This is a genomic window from Fastidiosibacter lacustris, assembly GCF_003428155.1.
Lineage (GTDB): Bacteria > Pseudomonadota > Gammaproteobacteria > Francisellales > Francisellaceae > Caedibacter > Caedibacter lacustris.
Window position 1 is genome coordinate 1 of sequence record NZ_QLIR01000003.1, and the last position, 18785, is coordinate 18785.

Genomic DNA, 18785 nt, shown 5'->3' on the forward strand with positions numbered 1-18785 from the left:
GACGGCTGTTTTAACAGATACGGGCTATCAGGGGATACAGAAAATTCATGCTAACAGTCAACTTCCAAAGAAAAGAACTAAAAAAAATTCTTTCACGAAAGAGGATAAAAAATCTAATAGAAAATTACCCAGTCTCCGTGTACTAAATGAAAACGTAATAGGCATGTTAAAACGTTTTAAAATTATTGCCGACAAATATCGGAATAGACGAAAAAGGTTTGGACTTCGATTTAATTTAATAACGGGAATTTACAACTTTGAATTGACTAATTGAGGTTTGGAAAGAACTCTAATAAAGTGAGTAAGCCCAATAACTGATATTTATTTGCGTAAAGATTTAAACCATTTATAGCGAAAGGTGTTCACGCTGGCATCGATTAAAAAGAAAATGACTGCAAGTTCAGGTGAGAGAATATCACCAGTAATGGCATAAAGGAAAATGGCAAAAATAAGAATAAAAATTAATGAACGTACAGCCGCTTTGGCACCATTGAGTTTGAACAGTTCCATATGCGTCATCTTTGATTGGCGTTTAATTTCTTGTTCTTTGTCAGTCATGTTATTTCCCAATACAAAAATTACTAAATATTTCTCCTAGGAGGTCATCAGCGTTGAATTCACCAGTAATACTTGAAAGCTGCCCTTGAGCAAGGTTAAGCTCTTCGGCTAATAATTCTCCATCTTTATGTTGTAAATGCAGTTGAGCAATTTCAAGGTGTTCTTTGGCTGCATTTAGAGCATTGATATGACGTTTCCTTGCGGTAAAAACACCTTCATTTGTTTGTGTATAACCAATAGCCCTTAAAAGGTAATCACGTAGTTTATTGATACCAATACCATGTTTAGCAGAAATATATAGGTAATTATCATGATTTTGTGGATCATTATCTCTTAAATCAATCTTGTTATAAATATAAGTAATTGGAATGTAGTTAGGGATATGTTTAAAAAATTCAGGCGCAAGCTCAGTAATTTCTTTATCAATGGTATCTCTAATATCAGCAACAAGAAGAATATGATCGGCTTTCTTAATGGCTTCAAGTGCACGTCTAATTCCTTCGTTTTCAACTACATTGTCACTTATACGTAATCCTGCTGTATCAATAATATGCACAGGTATACCGTTAATTTGGATATATTCACGTAAAGTGTCACGTGTGGTGCCTTCGATGTCAGTGACAATCGCTGTTTCTTTACCTGCTAAAGCATTGAGCAAACTTGACTTACCTGCATTGGGTTTGCCTGCAATCACAATTTCAACACCTTCACGCAGAAGTGCTCCTTGTTTTGAGTTTTCTAAAGTGAAGTTAAGTTGTTGATATAAGGTATTAAGTTGCGCCTCAATGTATGGATCTGCTAAAAAATCAATTTCCTCTTCTGGAAAGTCGATAGCTGCTTCAACATGTACGCGCAGTTGAATAAGTGCGTGTACTAATGTGTCAATGTGTTTAGAAAATTCACCTTGTAAGGAGCGCATGGCTGACTTGGCAGCTTGCTCAGATGAAGCATCAATAATATCAGCAATTGCTTCTGCTTGAGCAAGATCAATTTTGTCATTTAGATAGGCGCGCTCTGTAAACTCTCCAGGTTTGGCAAGACGCGCGCCATATTCCAGAGTTGTTTGTAAAATAAGATTCAAGAGTATAGGACCGCCATGAGCCTGTAATTCAACCACGTCTTCACCGGTATAGGAGTAGGGAGCTTTAAAATAGATCGCAATGCCTTGATCAAGTAGTTCATCTTGATGATTTTTAAATGTAAGAAAATGTGCATAACGTGGCTTAAGCCATGTTTTTGTCACATTATAGGCAATAGCGTAGGCTTTTTCGCCAGAGATGCGAATAATACCAACACCTCCACGACCTGGGGCGGTTGCGATGGCAGCAATGGTGTCATTAGTTACACTCATGGATTATGTTTTATAAGTTTCTATTTTTAAATATAACTTAGAATAGCGGATTTTAATTACCAGAACCAGCTTTTTGAAGGGATATTACAACGGCGTAGTTGATAAGCATAATTGTAGGCGGTATCTTGTGTTTTGCGTGCATAGTTGAGTAGGAATTGATTATTACGATAATTACCACGCAAATAACCTCCAATGCCTTGATTATATGCAAGATAAAGTTCATAGGCATTAGATTTAGAAATACCCGCTTTTTTATGTGCATAGTTACCATACCAACCTATAAAGTCAACAGCATCAGCAAAGTTCGTTCTATCTGCCCAACTATTTCCAGTAGATTTTTGGTAATGATCCCATGTACCATTTAGGGCTTGAGCATAACCGTAAGCCGTTGATTGGCGACCGGTTGGAATAAAACCAAATGCATATTGCATAGGTGTTTTAGCATCGGCAATAAAGCTTGATTCATTACGAATGATCGCCCATTGCACACTAATGGGGATACCCCATTTTTTATATGAATTCAGCGAGTCGTAATACCAATTAGGATATTGTTGTGCCATAGTACAAGCATTATTGATGTTTTTAGGAGGAACGGTTACACAGCCAGCTAAAGCTAAAATAGGGATAAGTAATAAGGGTTTTTTCTTAACTTTCATTAAAAAATAATTATTTAGTTTAATCTTTAATATATTACAGACTAACGGATTTTATGATGAAGGCGAACAGTTTTTGAGATTTTTTTATTTCAACTTAGGCAAGGATGAGCTAAGTTATGGCGATATTAAAATAAGTGATCAATTTTTAAGTATGGCAAAACTTCACTTTTATTATTCGACAATGAATGCGGGTAAAAGCACAACTTTGTTGCAATCGGATTATAATTACCGTGAGCGAGGCATGTATACTTTATTGTTTGCCCCAAAATTTGATGATCGTTATGGTTTGGGTAAAATTACTTCACGTTTAGGTTTGCAAGCAGATGCGGTTTTATATGACAAAGATACAGATCTTTACGCTTATGTATATGCACACGTCAGAAATTATGCACTCCATTGTGTGTTAATTGATGAAGCACAGTTCTTGACAAAAGCACAAGTGTTGCAATTAAGCGATGTTGTTGATGTGCTTAATATCCCTGTGCTTGCATATGGTTTAAGAAACGATTTTCAGGCAGAACCTTTTGAAGGTAGTAAATATTTGCTTACTTGGGCTGATCAGCTAATTGAAATAAAAACCATTTGCCATTGTGGTAAGAAAGCAACCCATGTATTACGTTTAGGTGAGAATGGACAAGTAGTGAAAGAAGGTGATCAATTACAAATTGGTGGCAATGATCACTATGTGTCGGTATGTCGTAAGCATTTTAAAGATAATTTGATTGATTAATGCCTTTACCTGCTGTCAATTTTCAATAAAACTCTGTTACACTTTAAATATCTTAAGAGCTTATAATTGGAGAATATAACAAGTGAAATCGTATTTAGCTGCACGTGCAGCTTTATTTAAAAATATATCGTTTACCTGTGCGTGTGTGATGGGGTTTTTCTCAGCTATTGCTATTGGCGTGGCTTATGTGTCTTTTAGTTGGCATTTATTAAGTCTTTATAATAGTGTTAATGCTATTATTATTTTTATGTTTAGTTGGTGGGTATTTGGTGCAGTGCTTTCACCAATTACAGGATATTTTGCCGATAAGTTTCCACGTCAGAAAATCATAGTTGTCACAAATAGTGCACGTGTGTTATTAATTTCTATTTTCTTGTTATTTGGAAGTTTGGACAGTTTAATGGAAGTTTATATTTTCACCAGTTTATGGGGGGTTATCCTGGCATTTTATATGCCAGCGATGCTTATTATGATACGTGAAATTTTGATTGATGATAGTAGGTTATTATATGCCAATAGCACTATGGATGGCATATTTGAGATTGGGATGGTAGCTGGTATGTCTTTAGGTGGTTTAATGGTTGCCATTTTTGACATGCACGAGATTTTATATTTTCTTTTAGCTGGAACGAGCATTGCCCTTATTGCAAGCGTAGGTGTGAAACCTGCTCGAGAAGTAGAAAAAAATGAAGGTGGATTTATTGAAAATTGGCGATTAGTTTATAGGTTTTTATGTGCTAGACGTTTTGTTTTCTGGTTTTATACTGCCCAAATTGGATTTACTTGTTTGTTTATGGTAGTGCCAATTTTTATTGCACCTTATGCCAAGAATATATTACAAGCAAGCTCATGGGAGTTTGGCTTGATCGAAACAGGATTCTCAGTCGGTTTTATCATTGGTTCTTTGTTTTTACCATGGATTGCTGATAAAAAGGGTGAAGTAAGTACGATTATAGTTGCTTTGGCTGTGTCATCATGCTTATATTTAGCGTTAGCTTTGATTCATAGTGTTACCTTAGCATTTATACTTTACTTTTTTATTGGGATGTGTATTTCATGTTGGGCAATTGTTGTAACTTTGGCACAGAAAAATACGGATATTACTTTACAAGGTAAGGCTCAAGGGATGAGTTATGGTTTGTCGGGTATGATGGTAATGTGTGTCTATATGAGTTTTTTCATCATCAATAATGTTACGCATTTACCAAGTAATCGATGGTTTTATTTCATTATTGTGTTGGCTTTATTGATCATGTATCCATTGTTCAAAGGTCAATATCTACAAAAGCAGGTATTGAAAGAGCTAATAAAAAATTAACTAATGCCATTTGAAAAAAAACACATTAAAATGATGGTGTCAAAATATAACAAGTATGATTTTAAAAAAGCATTATGAAAACCTGTTTGATTGTAAAAACTTCTTCCTTAGGCGATATTTTGCATACATTGCCTGCGTTAACTGAAGCAAAGCAACATGAACCTAATCTTAAATTTGATTGGGTAATAGAAAAGTCATTTGCAGAAATTCCGCGTTGGCATGAAGCAGTTGATGAAGTGATAGAAATTGAGATTCGCAAATGGCGTAAGAATATCTTTAAATACTTTTCAGAGATTCGAGCATTTAAAAAAAGGCTTAAAGCTAAGCATTATGATTATGTAATTGATGCACAAGGTTTGTTAAAAAGCGCTTGGATTACAAAAACTGCTAAAGGCATAAAATATGGTTTAGACAAGGAATCAGCAAGAGAGCCAGCAGCAAGTTTCTTTTATAATAAAAAGTTAAAAGTAGAAAAAGCAATGCACGCTATTATACGCGTGAAGTATTTATTTGCTAAAGTTTTTGGTTATGAATCGTCGTCTAACGTTGGCTATGGTATCAAATATGAATGGTCAGTGACTCAAGCTAAAAAGCAAGTGGTTTTTTTACATGCAACGACTTGGTCCAGTAAGCATTGGGCGCTATCGCATTGGCAAAGTCTTGCAAAATTATTAGCAAAAGCTGATATAAAAGTATTACTACCGTGGGGAAATGAGCAAGAGCGAAAACAAGCCAACTTGATTGCTCACAACAATTCTAATACGATTGTGCTTGAGAAAATGCAGTTATCACAATTGGCCGAATTATTTTCTCAAAGTCAGGCGGTTGTTGCAGTGGATACTGGTCTTGCTCATTTAGCAGCAGCTTGTGGTGCACCAGTCATTGGTATTTATGGCTCAACTTCAGCAAAATTAACAGGTGCACTTGGTAAGCAAGTGATTCATCTATCATCTACGTTGACATGTTCACCTTGTTTGAAAAAAGTGTGTCCGATTACCAAGGACCTTTTTGCACCTTGTGAAGTATCAATAGCAACACAATCGGTATATGATAAATTAATGAGTATAATTCAAGCTTCTATTGTTCACTAAAATGGATAAATTAAAGCGAAGGAAAAGAATGTGAAAAAGTATTTTTTATATATAGGTATTGCTTTTACCTTATCGATTTGCGCATATGCTAAGCAATATACTTCTCTAACAGAGAACGTTAACCAACTGATTAAGAGTAATGGGCTTAATTCAGCATCGATTGCAATTAAGGTGTTGGATGCAAGCACAGGAGAAAATGTGTTTTCACTCAATGAATATAAAAATCATATGCCTGCAAGTAACACAAAGCTTGTAACTGCAGTATCTGCCTTGTTAGTTCTTGGGCAGGATTATCAGTATCAGACCAAACTTTATTATGATAGTAAAGTTAGTTCAACTGAAATTCATAATCTCTATATCGATTTCTCAGGTGATCCAAGTCTGACAACTAAATCTATGACAAACTTACTGCAAGCGTTAGTAAGAGCTAACATAAAAAATATAAAAGGTGACGTCTTTCTAGTTAATCGCTTCTTTCAAGGGCGTGATTATCCAATTAACCAAAGTCAAAGTGATTCTATATTTGGGTATGGTGCACCATCGTCAATTTATAATTTAAATGAAAATGCAGTGGCTTTATCGTTTACCCCGAAAGTGCATGGCTTTGATGTTAAGCAAGTCGAAGGTGAGTCTATTATCTACCAAAATGAAGTGGTTGCGGCTAACGATAAGATGCTTAAAACTTGTCAATTTAATGCCAAGAGTGATCAAAATAACGTGCTTATTTTAGCAGGTTGCTTACCTAAAGCACCGTATACATTTCGCCTTGCTATTCCAGATCCTACATTGATGATGCAAACCTTTGTTAAACAGAAGATCAAAGCACTTGAAATAGGCTTAGTAGGTGAGGTGAGAATAACGACAAGCTTGCCTGAAAAAGCTAAGCAAATTGCAACACATTTTTCACCTAAGCTTTCGGTTTTGACAAAACATATGTTACAGACTTCAGATAATTTATATGCACAGACGCTAGTTAGAACAATTGGTTATTATCACTATGGTGTAGGGAGTATTGTAGCAGGTAAAAATGCAATGCTTGAAATACTTAAAGATAAACTTGACTTAGATGTGAGTAGTATTCAACTGGAAGATGGTGCAGGAATGTCAGCAAATAACCTTTTGAGTACTGATTTTCTAAGTGATCTATTGTATAAGATGCAAACACAAAAAGTGTTTGATGTTTTTGAACAAGCATTACCTGTTTATACTAAAAATGCAATTCCCGCTCATCGCAAAAATGAGTGGTTAAAAGGAAAGGTTATTGCTAAAACAGGTACAGGAACAACTGTAAGTGCATTATCTGGCTACCTATGTACAAAAGATAGAAAGCGTTACGTGTTCTCTATTTTAATTTCAGATCTAACAAATCATCAAAGAAAAACGGCATTGGTATTTCAGTCACAGTTTTTGGAAAGTCTATATGAGCTTAAGTTTCAGCATTAAACAGCTAGACAATTAGGCGTGCAAATTATAAACTTTGACGCTGAATAAAACCTTGAAAGAAAATGATAAATTAAATAAGGAAAAACAATGCAAGTATCTGTTGAGAGAAAAGAGGGCATTCACTGTGTATTGAATATTGAGTTGCCTGCTGGTGAAATTGAACAAGAAGTCTCTAAGCGCATTCAGCGCATTGCAAGAACAGCTAAAATTGATGGCTTTAGACCAGGTAAAGTGCCAACAGGTATGATTAAGAAAAAATATGGTGAACAAGTCCGTTTTGAAGTTTTAGGTGATTTATTACCCATCAAGTATTCAAAGGCATTAAAAGATGAAAAACTTGAAGCAGCTGGAGTTGAAATTGAAATCCTTCAAAACGAAGAAGGTAAGGCACTTAAATTTAATGTTAATATTGAGCTTTTCCCTGAAGTGATAATTAAAGATTTAGATAAAATTGAAGTGAAAAAACCAGTCGTTGAATTATCTGAAGTACAGACGGACAAGATGATTGAAAACTTACGTAAACAACTTGCAGTTTGGAATGAAGTTGATCGTGAAGTTAAAAAAGACGATCGAGTAATCATTGATTTTGTTGGTCGGGTTGATGGGCAAGTCTTTGAAGGAGGTTCTGTAAATGCTTATGAGATAGTTATTGGTTCAGGTCAAATGATTCCTGGATTTGAAGATGGCATTATTGGCATGAAAAAAGATGAAGATAAAACAATTCACGTTACTTTCCCTGAGGACTATCAAAACGATGAACTTAAAAGTAAAGCAGCACAATTTAACGTCGTTGTTAAAAGTATAAAAGAGGCGGTTTTACCAGAAATCAATGATAAATTTGTTGAGCAGTTTGGTATTAAAGGTGGCGTTGAAGAATTTTACGCTGAAATTAAACAAAATATGGCACGAGAACTTAAAAATGCAATCCATAAGACAATCAAGCAGCAAGTGTTTGAACAATTGGTTAAACTTATTGAGTTTGAAGTACCAAAAGCCTTGATTCAACGTGAAATTGATCGTGCTAAGCAGGACTTAATTAAGCGCATAGATGGCAAAAAAGCGCAAGTTAAAGCTGAAAATTTATCGGATGATTTATTTAGAGATCGGGCTGAACACACTGTAAAGCTTGGTTTAATTTTCCAAGCAATCGTACATGAACAGCGGTTTGAAGCGGATCAAGCAAGCATTGATGAACTAATTGAAGAAATGGCATCTATTTATGAAGATGCGCAAGAAGTCCGTGATCACGTTAAAAATAACAAACAAGAATTTGATAATATCAAGAACGTTGTGATCGAGAACAAGTTGGTGGATTGGGTCGTTGAGCAAGGTAAATCAATCGAAAAAGAAGAAGATTTTTTTGATTTAATTCGAAATGCTTTACCTCAAGGACTCACGTTCTAAAGGTGATGTGGCTTCAATCATTCATTTTTGTGCCAGTAAAACACTGGTGAAAATGTTTTAATAAAATTAAACTAAGGCCACGTTTGTGGCTTTTTTATTATTAGTATTTTAGAGTGGTACAAATTTCTTTGTACCATAGATAAAATACGTAAAATATGGATGTAAGGTGAAAAATATGATTACAAATAATTTAGTACCAATTGTTGTAGAGCAAACTGCGCGTGGAGAGCGCTCATATGACATATACTCACGTTTATTAAAGGAGCGTATTGTCTTTTTAAATGGCGAGGTTCACGATGTATCTGCAAATTTGGTAATTGCACAATTATTATTCTTAGAGTCTGAAAACCCAGACAAAGATATTTATTTTTATATTAATTCACCAGGTGGTTCGGTCACGGCTGGAATGGGAATATATGATACTATGCAATTTATTAAACCAAATGTAAGTACGATTTGTATTGGGCTTGCTGCAAGTATGGGAGCCGTATTACTAGCTGCTGGCGAAAAAGGAAAGCGTTATAGTTTACCTCACTCCCAAATTATGATCCATCAACCATTAGGTGGGTTTAGAGGTCAAGCTTCCGATGTTGAGATTCATGCTCGCAATATGCTTAGAATTAAAGAACGCTTAAATCAAGTACTAGCTCGCCATACAGGTAAAGATTATGAGCAGATGGTAAAAGATACAGATCGTGATAACTTCATGATGGCAGAAGAATCCAAAGAGTATGGTTTAATTGATCAAGTGATTGAATCACGATTAAGTATTCCTGGAACAAAATAAATTTTATTAGCTTGAATTTATATTACTTAAACCCATTTCTTTGAGGTTTTAAAGTGTTAAAGAGAGGTTTTTATGCCAAGAAAAAGACGTGGCGATGGGGATGGTAGCAGTATGCGTACACTTTATTGTTCATTTTGTGGAAAATCTCAGCAGGAAGTGCGTAAACTGATTGCAGGTCCTTCTGTGTATATTTGTAATGAATGTGTTGTATTATGTGAAGATATTATTGGTAAAGACGTTAGTTATAGTCCAGAGCATGATTTTTCAACACCTGAAGGAAAAAAGAAACTACCAAAACCAGCTGAGATTAAAAAGCATCTTGACGAATATATTATTGGTCAAGATGTGCCTAAAAAAATATTATCCGTTGCTGTTTATAATCATTATAAACGTATCTATAACAAACAATCTCAAGATGAAGACGTAACATTAGCAAAAAGCAACATTTTGCTATTAGGACCTACAGGATCAGGTAAAACGTTATTAGCACAAACGCTTGCGAAAATGCTTAATGTACCTTTTGCAATTGCAGATGCAACCACCTTAACTGAGGCAGGTTACGTGGGTGAAGATGTTGAGAATGTCATACAAAAGCTGTTACAGAATGCAGATTATGACACCAAAAAAGCAGAGTGTGGAATCATTTATATTGATGAGATCGACAAAATTGCACGTAAATCTGAAAACCCATCAATTACACGAGATGTCTCTGGCGAAGGTGTGCAGCAAGCCTTGTTAAAACTCATTGAAGGCACGATTGCATCTGTGCCACTAAAAGGTGGGCGCAAGCATCCAAATCAAGATTTAGAACAAGTTGACACAACAAATATTTTATTTATTTGTGGTGGTGCATTTGCTGGAATTGAATCAATTATTCAGCAACGTACCGAAAAATCAGGAATTGGTTTTGGTGCAGAAGTATTTGGACGTAATGATCAAGTATCTCACAATCGGTTATTAAAACAGGTTGAACCTGGAGATTTGGTTAAATTTGGGATTATTCCAGAATTGATTGGTCGGTTACCAGTTATGGCAATTCTTGAGGAGTTAGATGAAGAAGCACTCGTTCAAATTTTAACTAAACCTAAAAATGCGCTTATTAAACAATATACTAAGCTGTTCGATATGGAAGAGGTTAACGTTGAATTTACACCAGAAGCGATCAGGGCTACAGCGCACAATGCAGTGAAACGTAAAACAGGTGCACGTGGATTACGATCTATATTAGAAAATGCACTTTTAAATATCATGTTTGAAGCACCTTCAATCGATAACGTTGAAAAAGTCGTGATTGATGATTCTGTAATAAATGGTTTTGATGAACCGCTTATTATCTTAAAGGATCAAGCACATTTTAGATTAGCATCAGGTCAATAAGGTCGGATAAACTCATGAATTTATATTCTAATGAAAAAATGGATATCACAGAGCTTGTCCCTGTTATTCCACTGCGTGACATTGTGGTATGTCCATATATGGCTGTTCCACTTTTTGTTGGACGGGAAAAATCGATTGCCGCAATTAGTGAAGCACATGCTACGCGCCAAAAGGTATTGCTTGTCACCCAAAAAATAGATGATGTAGATAGCGTACATGTTAAAGATTTATATATGCTTGGTACTTATGCCAAGGTTTTACAGCTTATGAAGTTACCAGATGGTACTTATAAGGTATTAGTAGAAGGCATAAGACGTGCTAAAGTTGAAAAATACTACGAAGATACACCCTTTATTGCTGCACAAATTCAATTAATAGAGACCATAAATGATTTAAGTGAAGCTGATGAAAGTGGTTTTGTCCGAGCGTTACTTTCTAGTTTCAAGTCCCTTGCTGATATGGGTGGACAGGTACCAAAAGAAATACTTTCCTCTATTTTGTCGGATAATCAGTTACCAAGAGTGATTGATACGATTCTTGCACAAGTGCAAGCATCAGTGGCTAAAAAGCAAGAAGTATTGGAAGCTCCAAATTTGCAATTAAGAGCTTCTTTGTTGCTGAAGCTTTTAGTTGCTGAAACAGAAATATTGGAGCTTGAGCGTAGTATCAAAGATCGCGTGAAGTCTCAGATTGAGCGTAATCAGCGTGAATATTACCTTAATGAGCAGATTAAAGCCATTTATAAGGAAATGGGTGATGTGGATGAAGCGCAGGAATTTGATCAGCTTAAAGAGAGGATTGAAGCGGCAAAAATGTCAAAAGAGGCTACAGAAAAAGCATTGTCTGAGATTAAAAAGTTAAAAACAATGCCGCAAGCTTCTGCTGAATCTTCAGTATCACGTAATTATATAGAAACTCTTGTTAGTCTGCCTTGGTCGAAGCGCACTAAAATCAAGAAAGATCTTAATCATGCACAAGAAATTCTAAATAGGGATCACTATGGTTTAGAAAAAGTCAAAGAACGAATCTTAGAGTATTTAGCAGTCCAACAAAGGATGCGTAAGTTAAAAGGACCGATTCTGTGTTTAGTAGGTCCTCCTGGTGTGGGTAAAACTTCGCTTGGTCAGTCGATTGCTAAAGCAACGGGTAGACGATATGTGCGTATGGCATTAGGTGGTGTTAAAGATGAAGCCGAAATTCGTGGACATAGACGCACCTATATTGGTGCATTACCTGGTCAGATTATGCAGAAAATCAATAAGGCTCAAGTTAATAATCCATTATTTCTATTAGATGAAATAGATAAAATGTCGTCAGATTTTCGAGGTGATCCTGCTTCTGCCATGTTAGAAGTGTTAGATCCAGAACAAAACAACACTTTTAATGATCATTATTTAGAAATTGATTATGATTTATCTGATGTAATGTTTGTAGCGACGGCTAATAGTCTTAACATTCCAGATGCGCTGCGTGATCGGATGGAAATCATCTATCTGTCAGGTTATACCGAAGATGAGAAGCTAAACATTGCTACACGCTATCTTCTACCAAAAGCAATAAAAGATAATGGTTTAAAGCAGAATGAACTTAGTGTATCGGCACAGGTTATTGAGGATATTATTCGCTATTATACGCGTGAGGCAGGTGTGCGGCGTTTGCAGCAAGAAATCAGTAAGCTGTGTCGCAAAGCGGTCAAACATATTTTGTCAACAAAAGATGGTAAAAAGGTATCGATTACCAGTAAGAATCTACATGAGTACCTTGGAGTACGCCGCTATGATTTTGGTTTGGCACAGAAAGAGAATAAAGTTGGACAAGTAACAGGTTTGGCTTGGACAGAGGTTGGTGGAGATTTATTGACAATTGAAGCTGTATCGACCGTGGGTAAAGGTAAGTTGAAAATAACAGGTAAGCTTGGTGACGTGATGCAAGAGTCAGTTCATGCTGCTTTTACTGTAGTTAGGACCAAAGCTCAAGAGTATGATGTAGAAGAAGCTTTCTATGAGAAGCGTGATTTTCATATTCATGTACCAGAAGGTGCTACACCTAAAGATGGACCCAGTGCAGGTATTGCAATGTGCACAGCAATGTTATCTGCATTAACAGGTATTCCAGTAAGAAAAGATATTGCAATGACAGGTGAGATCACTTTACGTGGAGATGTGCTTGCAATTGGTGGTTTAAAGGAGAAACTACTAGCCGCACTTCGTGGTGGAATTAAGACTGTTTTAATTCCATTTGATAACAAAAAAGACTTACAAGAGATTCCACAGAACGTCAAAGAAGGTTTGGAGATTATCGCAGTAAAAACCATAGATGAAGTGTTAAAACGTGCACTTTTGCTAAAAAAAGGTCAAAAAACTTAAAAAAAGGTGTAAATAGCAATAAACCGTGTTGACGTGTGAAGTGACGCTTGCTATAACTTAGTCGAGTTGGCTAGGCAAGCCTAGTTACCAGCATAATGTTATTCAACAACGAAAGAGGAAAATATCGTGAATAAGAGTGAACTAGTAAAAGCAATCGCAGAAAAAGCTGATGTAACCAAGGATGTTGCGCAGCGCACATTGGATGCAACGACTGAGGCGTTGACTGAGGCGTTGACATCAGGTCAAACAGTAACTTTGGTTGGTTTTGGTTCTTTTCAAGTACGTGAAAGAGCTGCGCGTGAAGGTCGTAATCCTAAAACAGGTGAAAAAATGAAAATTAAAGCTTCTAAATCACCTACGTTTAAAGCGGGTAAATTATTAAAAGATGCAGTAAATTAATTACAGTTTTATATTAGGATATATGGCTAGTAAAGGTAGCTTTAAAAACTGTTTACAAAGCTTTCCTCTCAGTATCATAAAGGCATGCTAAAGCGCATGCCTTTTTCGTTTTAACATGTTAAGATGTCGCCAATTGTTATTTAAGCTAAATGAAAATAGGGTAGTTTTTTCATATGTTGCAATTGATTAACGATAAGTTTAAAGGTTGGGTGACATGGATTATTATTGTTGTCGTTAGTGCAGTTTTTATATTAACGGGGATTAGTTATTTTTTTGTCTCAAGTGGAGTATCTCCTCAAGCTGTTGCTAAAGTAGGTGATATTCAGGTTTCACAAAATACTTACCAGCAAATGCTTACACAGAACATGCAATCTGAACCTTCAGCTAATTCGAAAGCATTGCAGCAAAAAACGCTACAACAGCTAGTGGATCAAGCGCTTTTACAACAAGATGCAACTGCTTCACATATTATGGTAACCGAGTCTGCTATTTCAGCTGCTATTTTTCAAAACCCAGCATTTATTGAGAATGGTCAATACTCAGCTAAACGGTTTGATGAGATCGCTAAGCTTTATGGTGGAGCTGTGCCTATCAAATCAATGATTGCTAATAGCCTTTTGACGTCAAGTATAGTAAGTCCAATTATGCAAACCCAGTTTGTGCTGAAAGATGAAATTCAAGCAGTGAGTGCGTTAATGGGACAAAAGCGAGAAATAAAATATTATAGTTTTGCAGCTAAAGATTTTAGTAAAGACGTCCAAATAAGTGATGAAGCATTACAGGCTTATTACCATGAGAATAGTACAGCTTACCAAAAGTCAAAAGAAGCCATCGTTTCATATGTGGAGCTTACATCAAAGGACTTTATAAGTAATGAACCGATTACTACAGAGGAAATTGCATCTTATTATGAAGCAAACAAAGATGCACTCTTTACTCAGGAATTAAGATCAGGTGAAATCATAACCATTAAAAAAGATGCAAAAAATAAAGAAATCGTTGCTCAAGCATTGAAAACAAATATGCTTTTAACGGCAGATCAGCAGAAAGACGTGACAATTGAAGCTATTAAGCCATTGTCTCAAGATCAAGCTTCCACTTATGCGCAATTTGCATTATTTAATTTAACGATGAGTTCATCTGTGAAAGAAACTTCAGATAATGAGTTTGTCAAGCTTACAAATATTGATATACCTAAAGAAATGACTTTAGAACAAGCTACACCTATTATCAAAAGGATTTTAACCAATCGAGCAGCACTTCAAAAATTCAATGAGGTTTTAACGAGTATCAATAACAACAGCTTTGAACAAGTGGTTAAAACAAATAACTTAAAGGTTAGTACAACGAAGCCATTTAATCTGCAAACAACAGGTAATCAAGTGGAAGGGAATGCTAAATTACAAGAAGCTGTTCTAGGGTATAACAAAACCCAAGGTTTTATTAGTCAAGGTCAAACCGAAGGAATACTATATAAAGTTGATAAAATCACGCCTCAACGTACTTTGAGCTTTGCTGAAGTCAAAGACAAAGTCAAAAAAGCCTATATTGATCAGCAAGCATTAAAGCTGGCACAGCAAAAGGCGGAAGCTTTTTCACAAATACTTAATAAAGAGAAAATAGATAGTAGTAAAGAAAAAGCAAAAATAGAGAAAATTTCACGTAACGATTTTGGTTTAGATCAGGCATTGAAAACAGCAATCTTCAGTGATGAGTTAAATCAATATAAAACTATCCAAAATGGTGATGCCTATTGGGTATATGAAGTCACCAAAGTCATTCCAGGTGATAATGAGTTATCAATTCAAATGGTACAAAATAATTATGTAACCATTGAGTTAAATGACTACCTTACTGCACTTAAAAATCAATATCCAGTTGAGATTAATCATCAGCTGATTGAATAAATATGTCTTTATTACAAAAACAAGTCTTTGCTTTGGCTGGTCCCACTGCTTCTGGAAAAACAAATCTTGCGATCAAACTTGCAAAAGAAATTGATGCAGAGATCATTAGCGTTGATTCAACGCTTGTTTATAAGGGATTAGATATAGGTTCCGCAAAGCCGACAATTAAAGAGATGCAAGGTATTTACCATCATTTGATTGATATTATTGATCCTTGGTTAAGTTATTCAGTCAATGATTTTTTAATCGATGTACAATCTTTGATTATTGATATTCAGGCACGAAATAAAAATGTATTGTTGGTGGGTGGGACAATGATGTATTTTAAAGCTTTAGAAGAAGGAATTTCTATTTTGCCAGAAGCAAATGAGGCAACTCGTGCACAGCTAAAAGAAAAAACCTTAACCTACTGGTATGATTTTTTACAACATGCAGATCCTGTAACAGCGGTACGTTTAAATCCAGCTGATCGCCAGCGTATAGAACGAGCAGTAGAAATTATTTTGCTAACAAATAAGCCTTATTCTATAGTCATACAGCAAAACAAAAAACAAGGTGGCTTAGGACAGAGACTCACCATATGCGCTTTAGTTCCACAAGATAGAAAAAAGCTACATGATGATATTGATAAACGTTTCCACAAAATGCTTGATGCGGGTTTTTTGCACGAAGTAAAACAGTTAAAAGAAAACCCAAAAATAAACGAGAATTTGCCTGCTATGCGCAGTGTGGGTTATAGGCAAGCATGGCAATATTTAGAAGGGCAGTATGATTATCAAGCTTTTATTGATAAAGGCATTGCAGCAACAAGACAACTTGCTAAACGTCAGCTTACATGGATTCGCAATTGGCCTTATCAGCTTAAAGCAATCGATACAAGTTTAATGGATAAAGAAAAACTTGAGCAGATAATAAGTTACCTATACTCCAAATGTCCGACAAAAACGTATCCATGACTTTGAATGGGTTCGAGTACATTGGCTTGTTTATTATTGATTCTGGTGCATAGGCAGTTATATAAGTTTTATAACTGAAAAGGCTATTAAGCTATAACTGCAAAATGATTTGCGATTTGGTGTGTATAGAAATTTTAAGTATAACCTAAAGTTTTTTAAGTAACTGTAATGTCAAATAAAAAAGGCTTGTGTTTAAGTCAAGTCTTTGTACAAAAATATAGGAGAAAAAAGCACCACATTTAATTTAAAAAATGGGTAAAATAACCAAATATTTTATTGTTTTTAATAATAAAGGAGATGGTTGTGTCTTTGACAGAAGCAGTACCAGAAATTGAATTACAAGTAGCGTCACTAGATATTTGGGATAGTAAATATCGCCTTAAAACACGTTTAGGTCAACCAGTTGACAAAGACATTGATGATACTTATCAGCGTGTAGCTAAGGCATTATCAGAAGTTGAGAAAACATCAACGCTTCAACAAAAGCATTATGAGGAATTTCTTTGGGCACTAAGAAATGGAGCAATTCCAGCAGGTAGAATCATCTCAAATGCAGGTGCACTTGAACATAAACCTGCAACTTCAACGATCAATTGTACAGTATCAGGCACTATTCATGATTCTATGGATGATATTTTACAGAAAGTACATGAGTCTGGCTTAACCTTGAAAGCAGGCTGTGGCATTGGTTATGAGTTTTCAACACTACGTCCTAAAGGTGGGTTTGTTGCAGGAGCAGGTGCTCATACGTCAGGTCCGTTATCTTTTATGGATATCTATGACAAAATGTGTTTTACCATAGCCTCAGCAGGTGGTAGGCGTGGTGCACAAATGGGAACATTTGATGTGGGACATCCAGATATATTTGACTTTATACGTGCTAAGCGTGAAAACGGACGTTTGCGTCAATTTAATTTATCTTTGCTGATTACCAGAGATTTCATGTATGCGGTTGAAAACGATCAGGTGTGGCATTTGGCATTTCCAATGACTGAGGCTGAGCGAAAAGCACATCAAATTGACTTAAATGATTCAACAAAAGTGTTGTGGCGTGAGTGGTCGATTAGGGATGACTATATTACCGATGATTCAGGGCTTGTGGCATGTAAAATTTATAATACTGTCAAGGCTCGTAGATTATGGGATATGATTATGTCTTCCACCTATGACTATGCTGAACCTGGATTTATTTTGATTGATAAGGTCAACGAAGAAAATAATAACTGGTTCTGTGAAACGATTCGTGCTACTAATCCATGTGGCGAACAACCACTGCCACCTTATGGTTCATGCCTTTTAGGTTCAATTAATTTGACTAAATTTGTCGAGCATCCATTTACCAATCAAGCAAGTTTTAGTTGGGAAAGGTATCGTAAAGTGGTGCGTATCTTCACACGTATGCTTGATAACGTGGTTGAGATTAATGGCTTACCATTGCAAGAACAGCGTAATGAAATTGAATCAAAACGTCGTCATGGCATGGGATTTTTAGGTCTAGGCTCAACGTTGAGTATGCTTAAGATGAAATATGGCGAAAAAGCTTCAATTGACTTTACAGAAGAAGTTGCAAGGCAGATGGCGCTAGAAGGTTGGCGTGAAGGTGTAGCATTGGCTAAAGAAAAAGGGAGTGCCCCTGTTTTAGAGAAAGATTATATCATAACGGAAGAATTTTTACGTTTACGTCCCGAAATAACTGCTGATGGAATCAAAGTGGGTGATTTGGTAAAAGGACGAGTTTTACATGCAAGATACAGTCGTTATATGCAGCGCATTGCTAAAGAAGATATTTCAATCATTGATGCAATTTGTGAGCATGGTTGTCGATTTACTCACCACACCTCAATTGCTCCAACAGGTACAATCTCGTTATCACTTGCCAATAATGTCAGCAATGGCATTGAACCAAGTTTTGCGCACCACTATTCGCGTAATGTGATAAGAGCAGGTAAAAAATCAAAAGAAAAAGTGGATGTATTTTCATATGAGCTATTAGCTTATCGTCATTTTGTCAATCAGAATGCAATACCGCATGCTAAAGATGAGGTCAATAAGTTACCAGATTACTTTATTGCAGCGGATAATGTGACGCCTAAACAACATGTTGATATTCAAGCGGCAGCTCAAAAATGGGTAGATTCGAGTATTTCTAAAACAGCAAATGTGCCAACAGACTTTCCATTTGCTGATTTTAAAGATATCTACCTTTATGCCTATCATCAGGGGCTTAAAGGCTGTACGACGTTCAGATTTAACCCTGAAGTTTTCCAAGGCGTGCTGGTTAAAGATGAGGATTTGGAAAAAACTATGTATCGCTTTACCCTCGAGGATGGCTCTGTGCTTGAGTTAAAAGGTAATGAAATGATTGAATACGATGGCGAACAGCACAGCGCTGCAAATCTCTATGATGCTTTGAAGGAGGGATATTATGGGAAATTCTAGGGA

Annotated in this window: 15 protein-coding genes and 1 pseudogene; 13 read left to right on the forward strand and 3 right to left on the reverse strand. The window is 35.9% G+C overall.

The features are described from left to right. The coding region (locus DNJ77_RS02415; RefSeq protein ID WP_275667756.1) for a transposase family protein at positions 1 to 274 on the forward strand (274 nt) is incomplete at its 5' end. Between the two features lie 47 nt (positions 275 to 321). On the opposite strand, the gene DNJ77_RS02420 is transcribed toward DNJ77_RS02415, so the two are convergent. From DNJ77_RS02420 to DNJ77_RS02430, 3 genes are read right to left on the reverse strand one after another with little or no spacing between them, the layout of a single operon-like run. Continuing rightward, positions 322 to 558, reverse strand: a complete 237-nt coding sequence (locus DNJ77_RS02420) for a hypothetical protein (RefSeq protein WP_116963415.1) — start codon at positions 556 to 558, stop codon at positions 322 to 324. 1 nt (position 559) lies between these two features. After that, positions 560 to 1909, reverse strand: coding sequence for a tRNA uridine-5-carboxymethylaminomethyl(34) synthesis GTPase MnmE (gene mnmE, locus DNJ77_RS02425; protein ID WP_116963416.1), 1350 nt, complete (start codon positions 1907 to 1909; stop codon positions 560 to 562). Between the two features lie 56 nt (positions 1910 to 1965). Beyond that, complete coding sequence (locus DNJ77_RS02430) at positions 1966 to 2565, reverse strand: transglycosylase SLT domain-containing protein (RefSeq protein ID WP_116963417.1); 600 nt, start codon at positions 2563 to 2565, stop codon at positions 1966 to 1968. Positions 2566 to 2638: 73 nt separating this feature from the next. Between DNJ77_RS02430 and DNJ77_RS02435 the strand changes: the two genes are divergently transcribed. The 12 genes and pseudogenes from DNJ77_RS02435 (at position 2639) to DNJ77_RS02490 (ending at position 18782) form a co-directional block, all read left to right on the forward strand. Then, entirely contained in the window at positions 2639 to 3295 is a 657-nt protein-coding gene (locus tag DNJ77_RS02435; RefSeq protein ID WP_239986725.1) for a thymidine kinase, read from the forward strand. A gap of 82 nt (positions 3296 to 3377) precedes the next feature. After that, positions 3378 to 4613, forward strand: coding sequence for an MFS transporter (locus tag DNJ77_RS02440; RefSeq protein WP_192877926.1), 1236 nt, complete (start codon positions 3378 to 3380; stop codon positions 4611 to 4613). Between the two features lie 74 nt (positions 4614 to 4687). After that, entirely contained in the window at positions 4688 to 5704 is a 1017-nt protein-coding gene (gene waaC, locus DNJ77_RS02445; protein ID WP_116963418.1) for a lipopolysaccharide heptosyltransferase I, read from the forward strand. Positions 5705 to 5734: 30 nt separating this feature from the next. Then, positions 5735 to 7147, forward strand: a complete 1413-nt coding sequence (dacB, locus tag DNJ77_RS02450) for a D-alanyl-D-alanine carboxypeptidase/D-alanyl-D-alanine endopeptidase (protein ID WP_157966560.1) — start codon at positions 5735 to 5737, stop codon at positions 7145 to 7147. An 87-nt stretch (positions 7148 to 7234) separates the two neighbouring features. Continuing rightward, on the forward strand, positions 7235 to 8551 hold the full coding sequence (tig, locus tag DNJ77_RS02455; protein ID WP_116963420.1) for a trigger factor: 1317 nt from the start codon (positions 7235 to 7237) through the stop codon (positions 8549 to 8551). 175 nt (positions 8552 to 8726) lie between these two features. Continuing rightward, entirely contained in the window at positions 8727 to 9338 is a 612-nt protein-coding gene (clpP, locus tag DNJ77_RS02460; protein ID WP_116963421.1) for an ATP-dependent Clp endopeptidase proteolytic subunit ClpP, read from the forward strand. Between the two features lie 72 nt (positions 9339 to 9410). Then, positions 9411 to 10715, forward strand: coding sequence for an ATP-dependent Clp protease ATP-binding subunit ClpX (gene clpX / locus DNJ77_RS02465; RefSeq protein ID WP_116963422.1), 1305 nt, complete (start codon positions 9411 to 9413; stop codon positions 10713 to 10715). Between the two features lie 38 nt (positions 10716 to 10753). After that, the gene (lon, locus tag DNJ77_RS02470; protein ID WP_239986737.1) at positions 10754 to 13081 is read left to right on the forward strand and encodes an endopeptidase La; all 2328 of its coding nucleotides are present in this window, start codon (positions 10754 to 10756) and stop codon (positions 13079 to 13081) included. Positions 13082 to 13198: 117 nt separating this feature from the next. Beyond that, positions 13199 to 13480, forward strand: a pseudogene (locus DNJ77_RS02475) (HU family DNA-binding protein); the annotation flags it as partial. 173 nt (positions 13481 to 13653) lie between these two features. Next, positions 13654 to 15387 (forward strand): SurA N-terminal domain-containing protein, encoded by a 1734-nt coding sequence (locus DNJ77_RS02480; protein ID WP_116963425.1) that lies wholly within the window; start codon positions 13654 to 13656, stop codon positions 15385 to 15387. 2 nt (positions 15388 to 15389) lie between these two features. Beyond that, a complete protein-coding gene (miaA, locus tag DNJ77_RS02485) occupies positions 15390 to 16343 on the forward strand; it encodes a tRNA (adenosine(37)-N6)-dimethylallyltransferase MiaA (protein ID WP_116963426.1) in 954 nt (317 codons plus the stop codon). A gap of 303 nt (positions 16344 to 16646) precedes the next feature. Beyond that, positions 16647 to 18782 (forward strand): adenosylcobalamin-dependent ribonucleoside-diphosphate reductase, encoded by a 2136-nt coding sequence (locus DNJ77_RS02490; protein ID WP_420810607.1) that lies wholly within the window; start codon positions 16647 to 16649, stop codon positions 18780 to 18782. Positions 18783 to 18785: the final 3 nt, after the last annotated feature.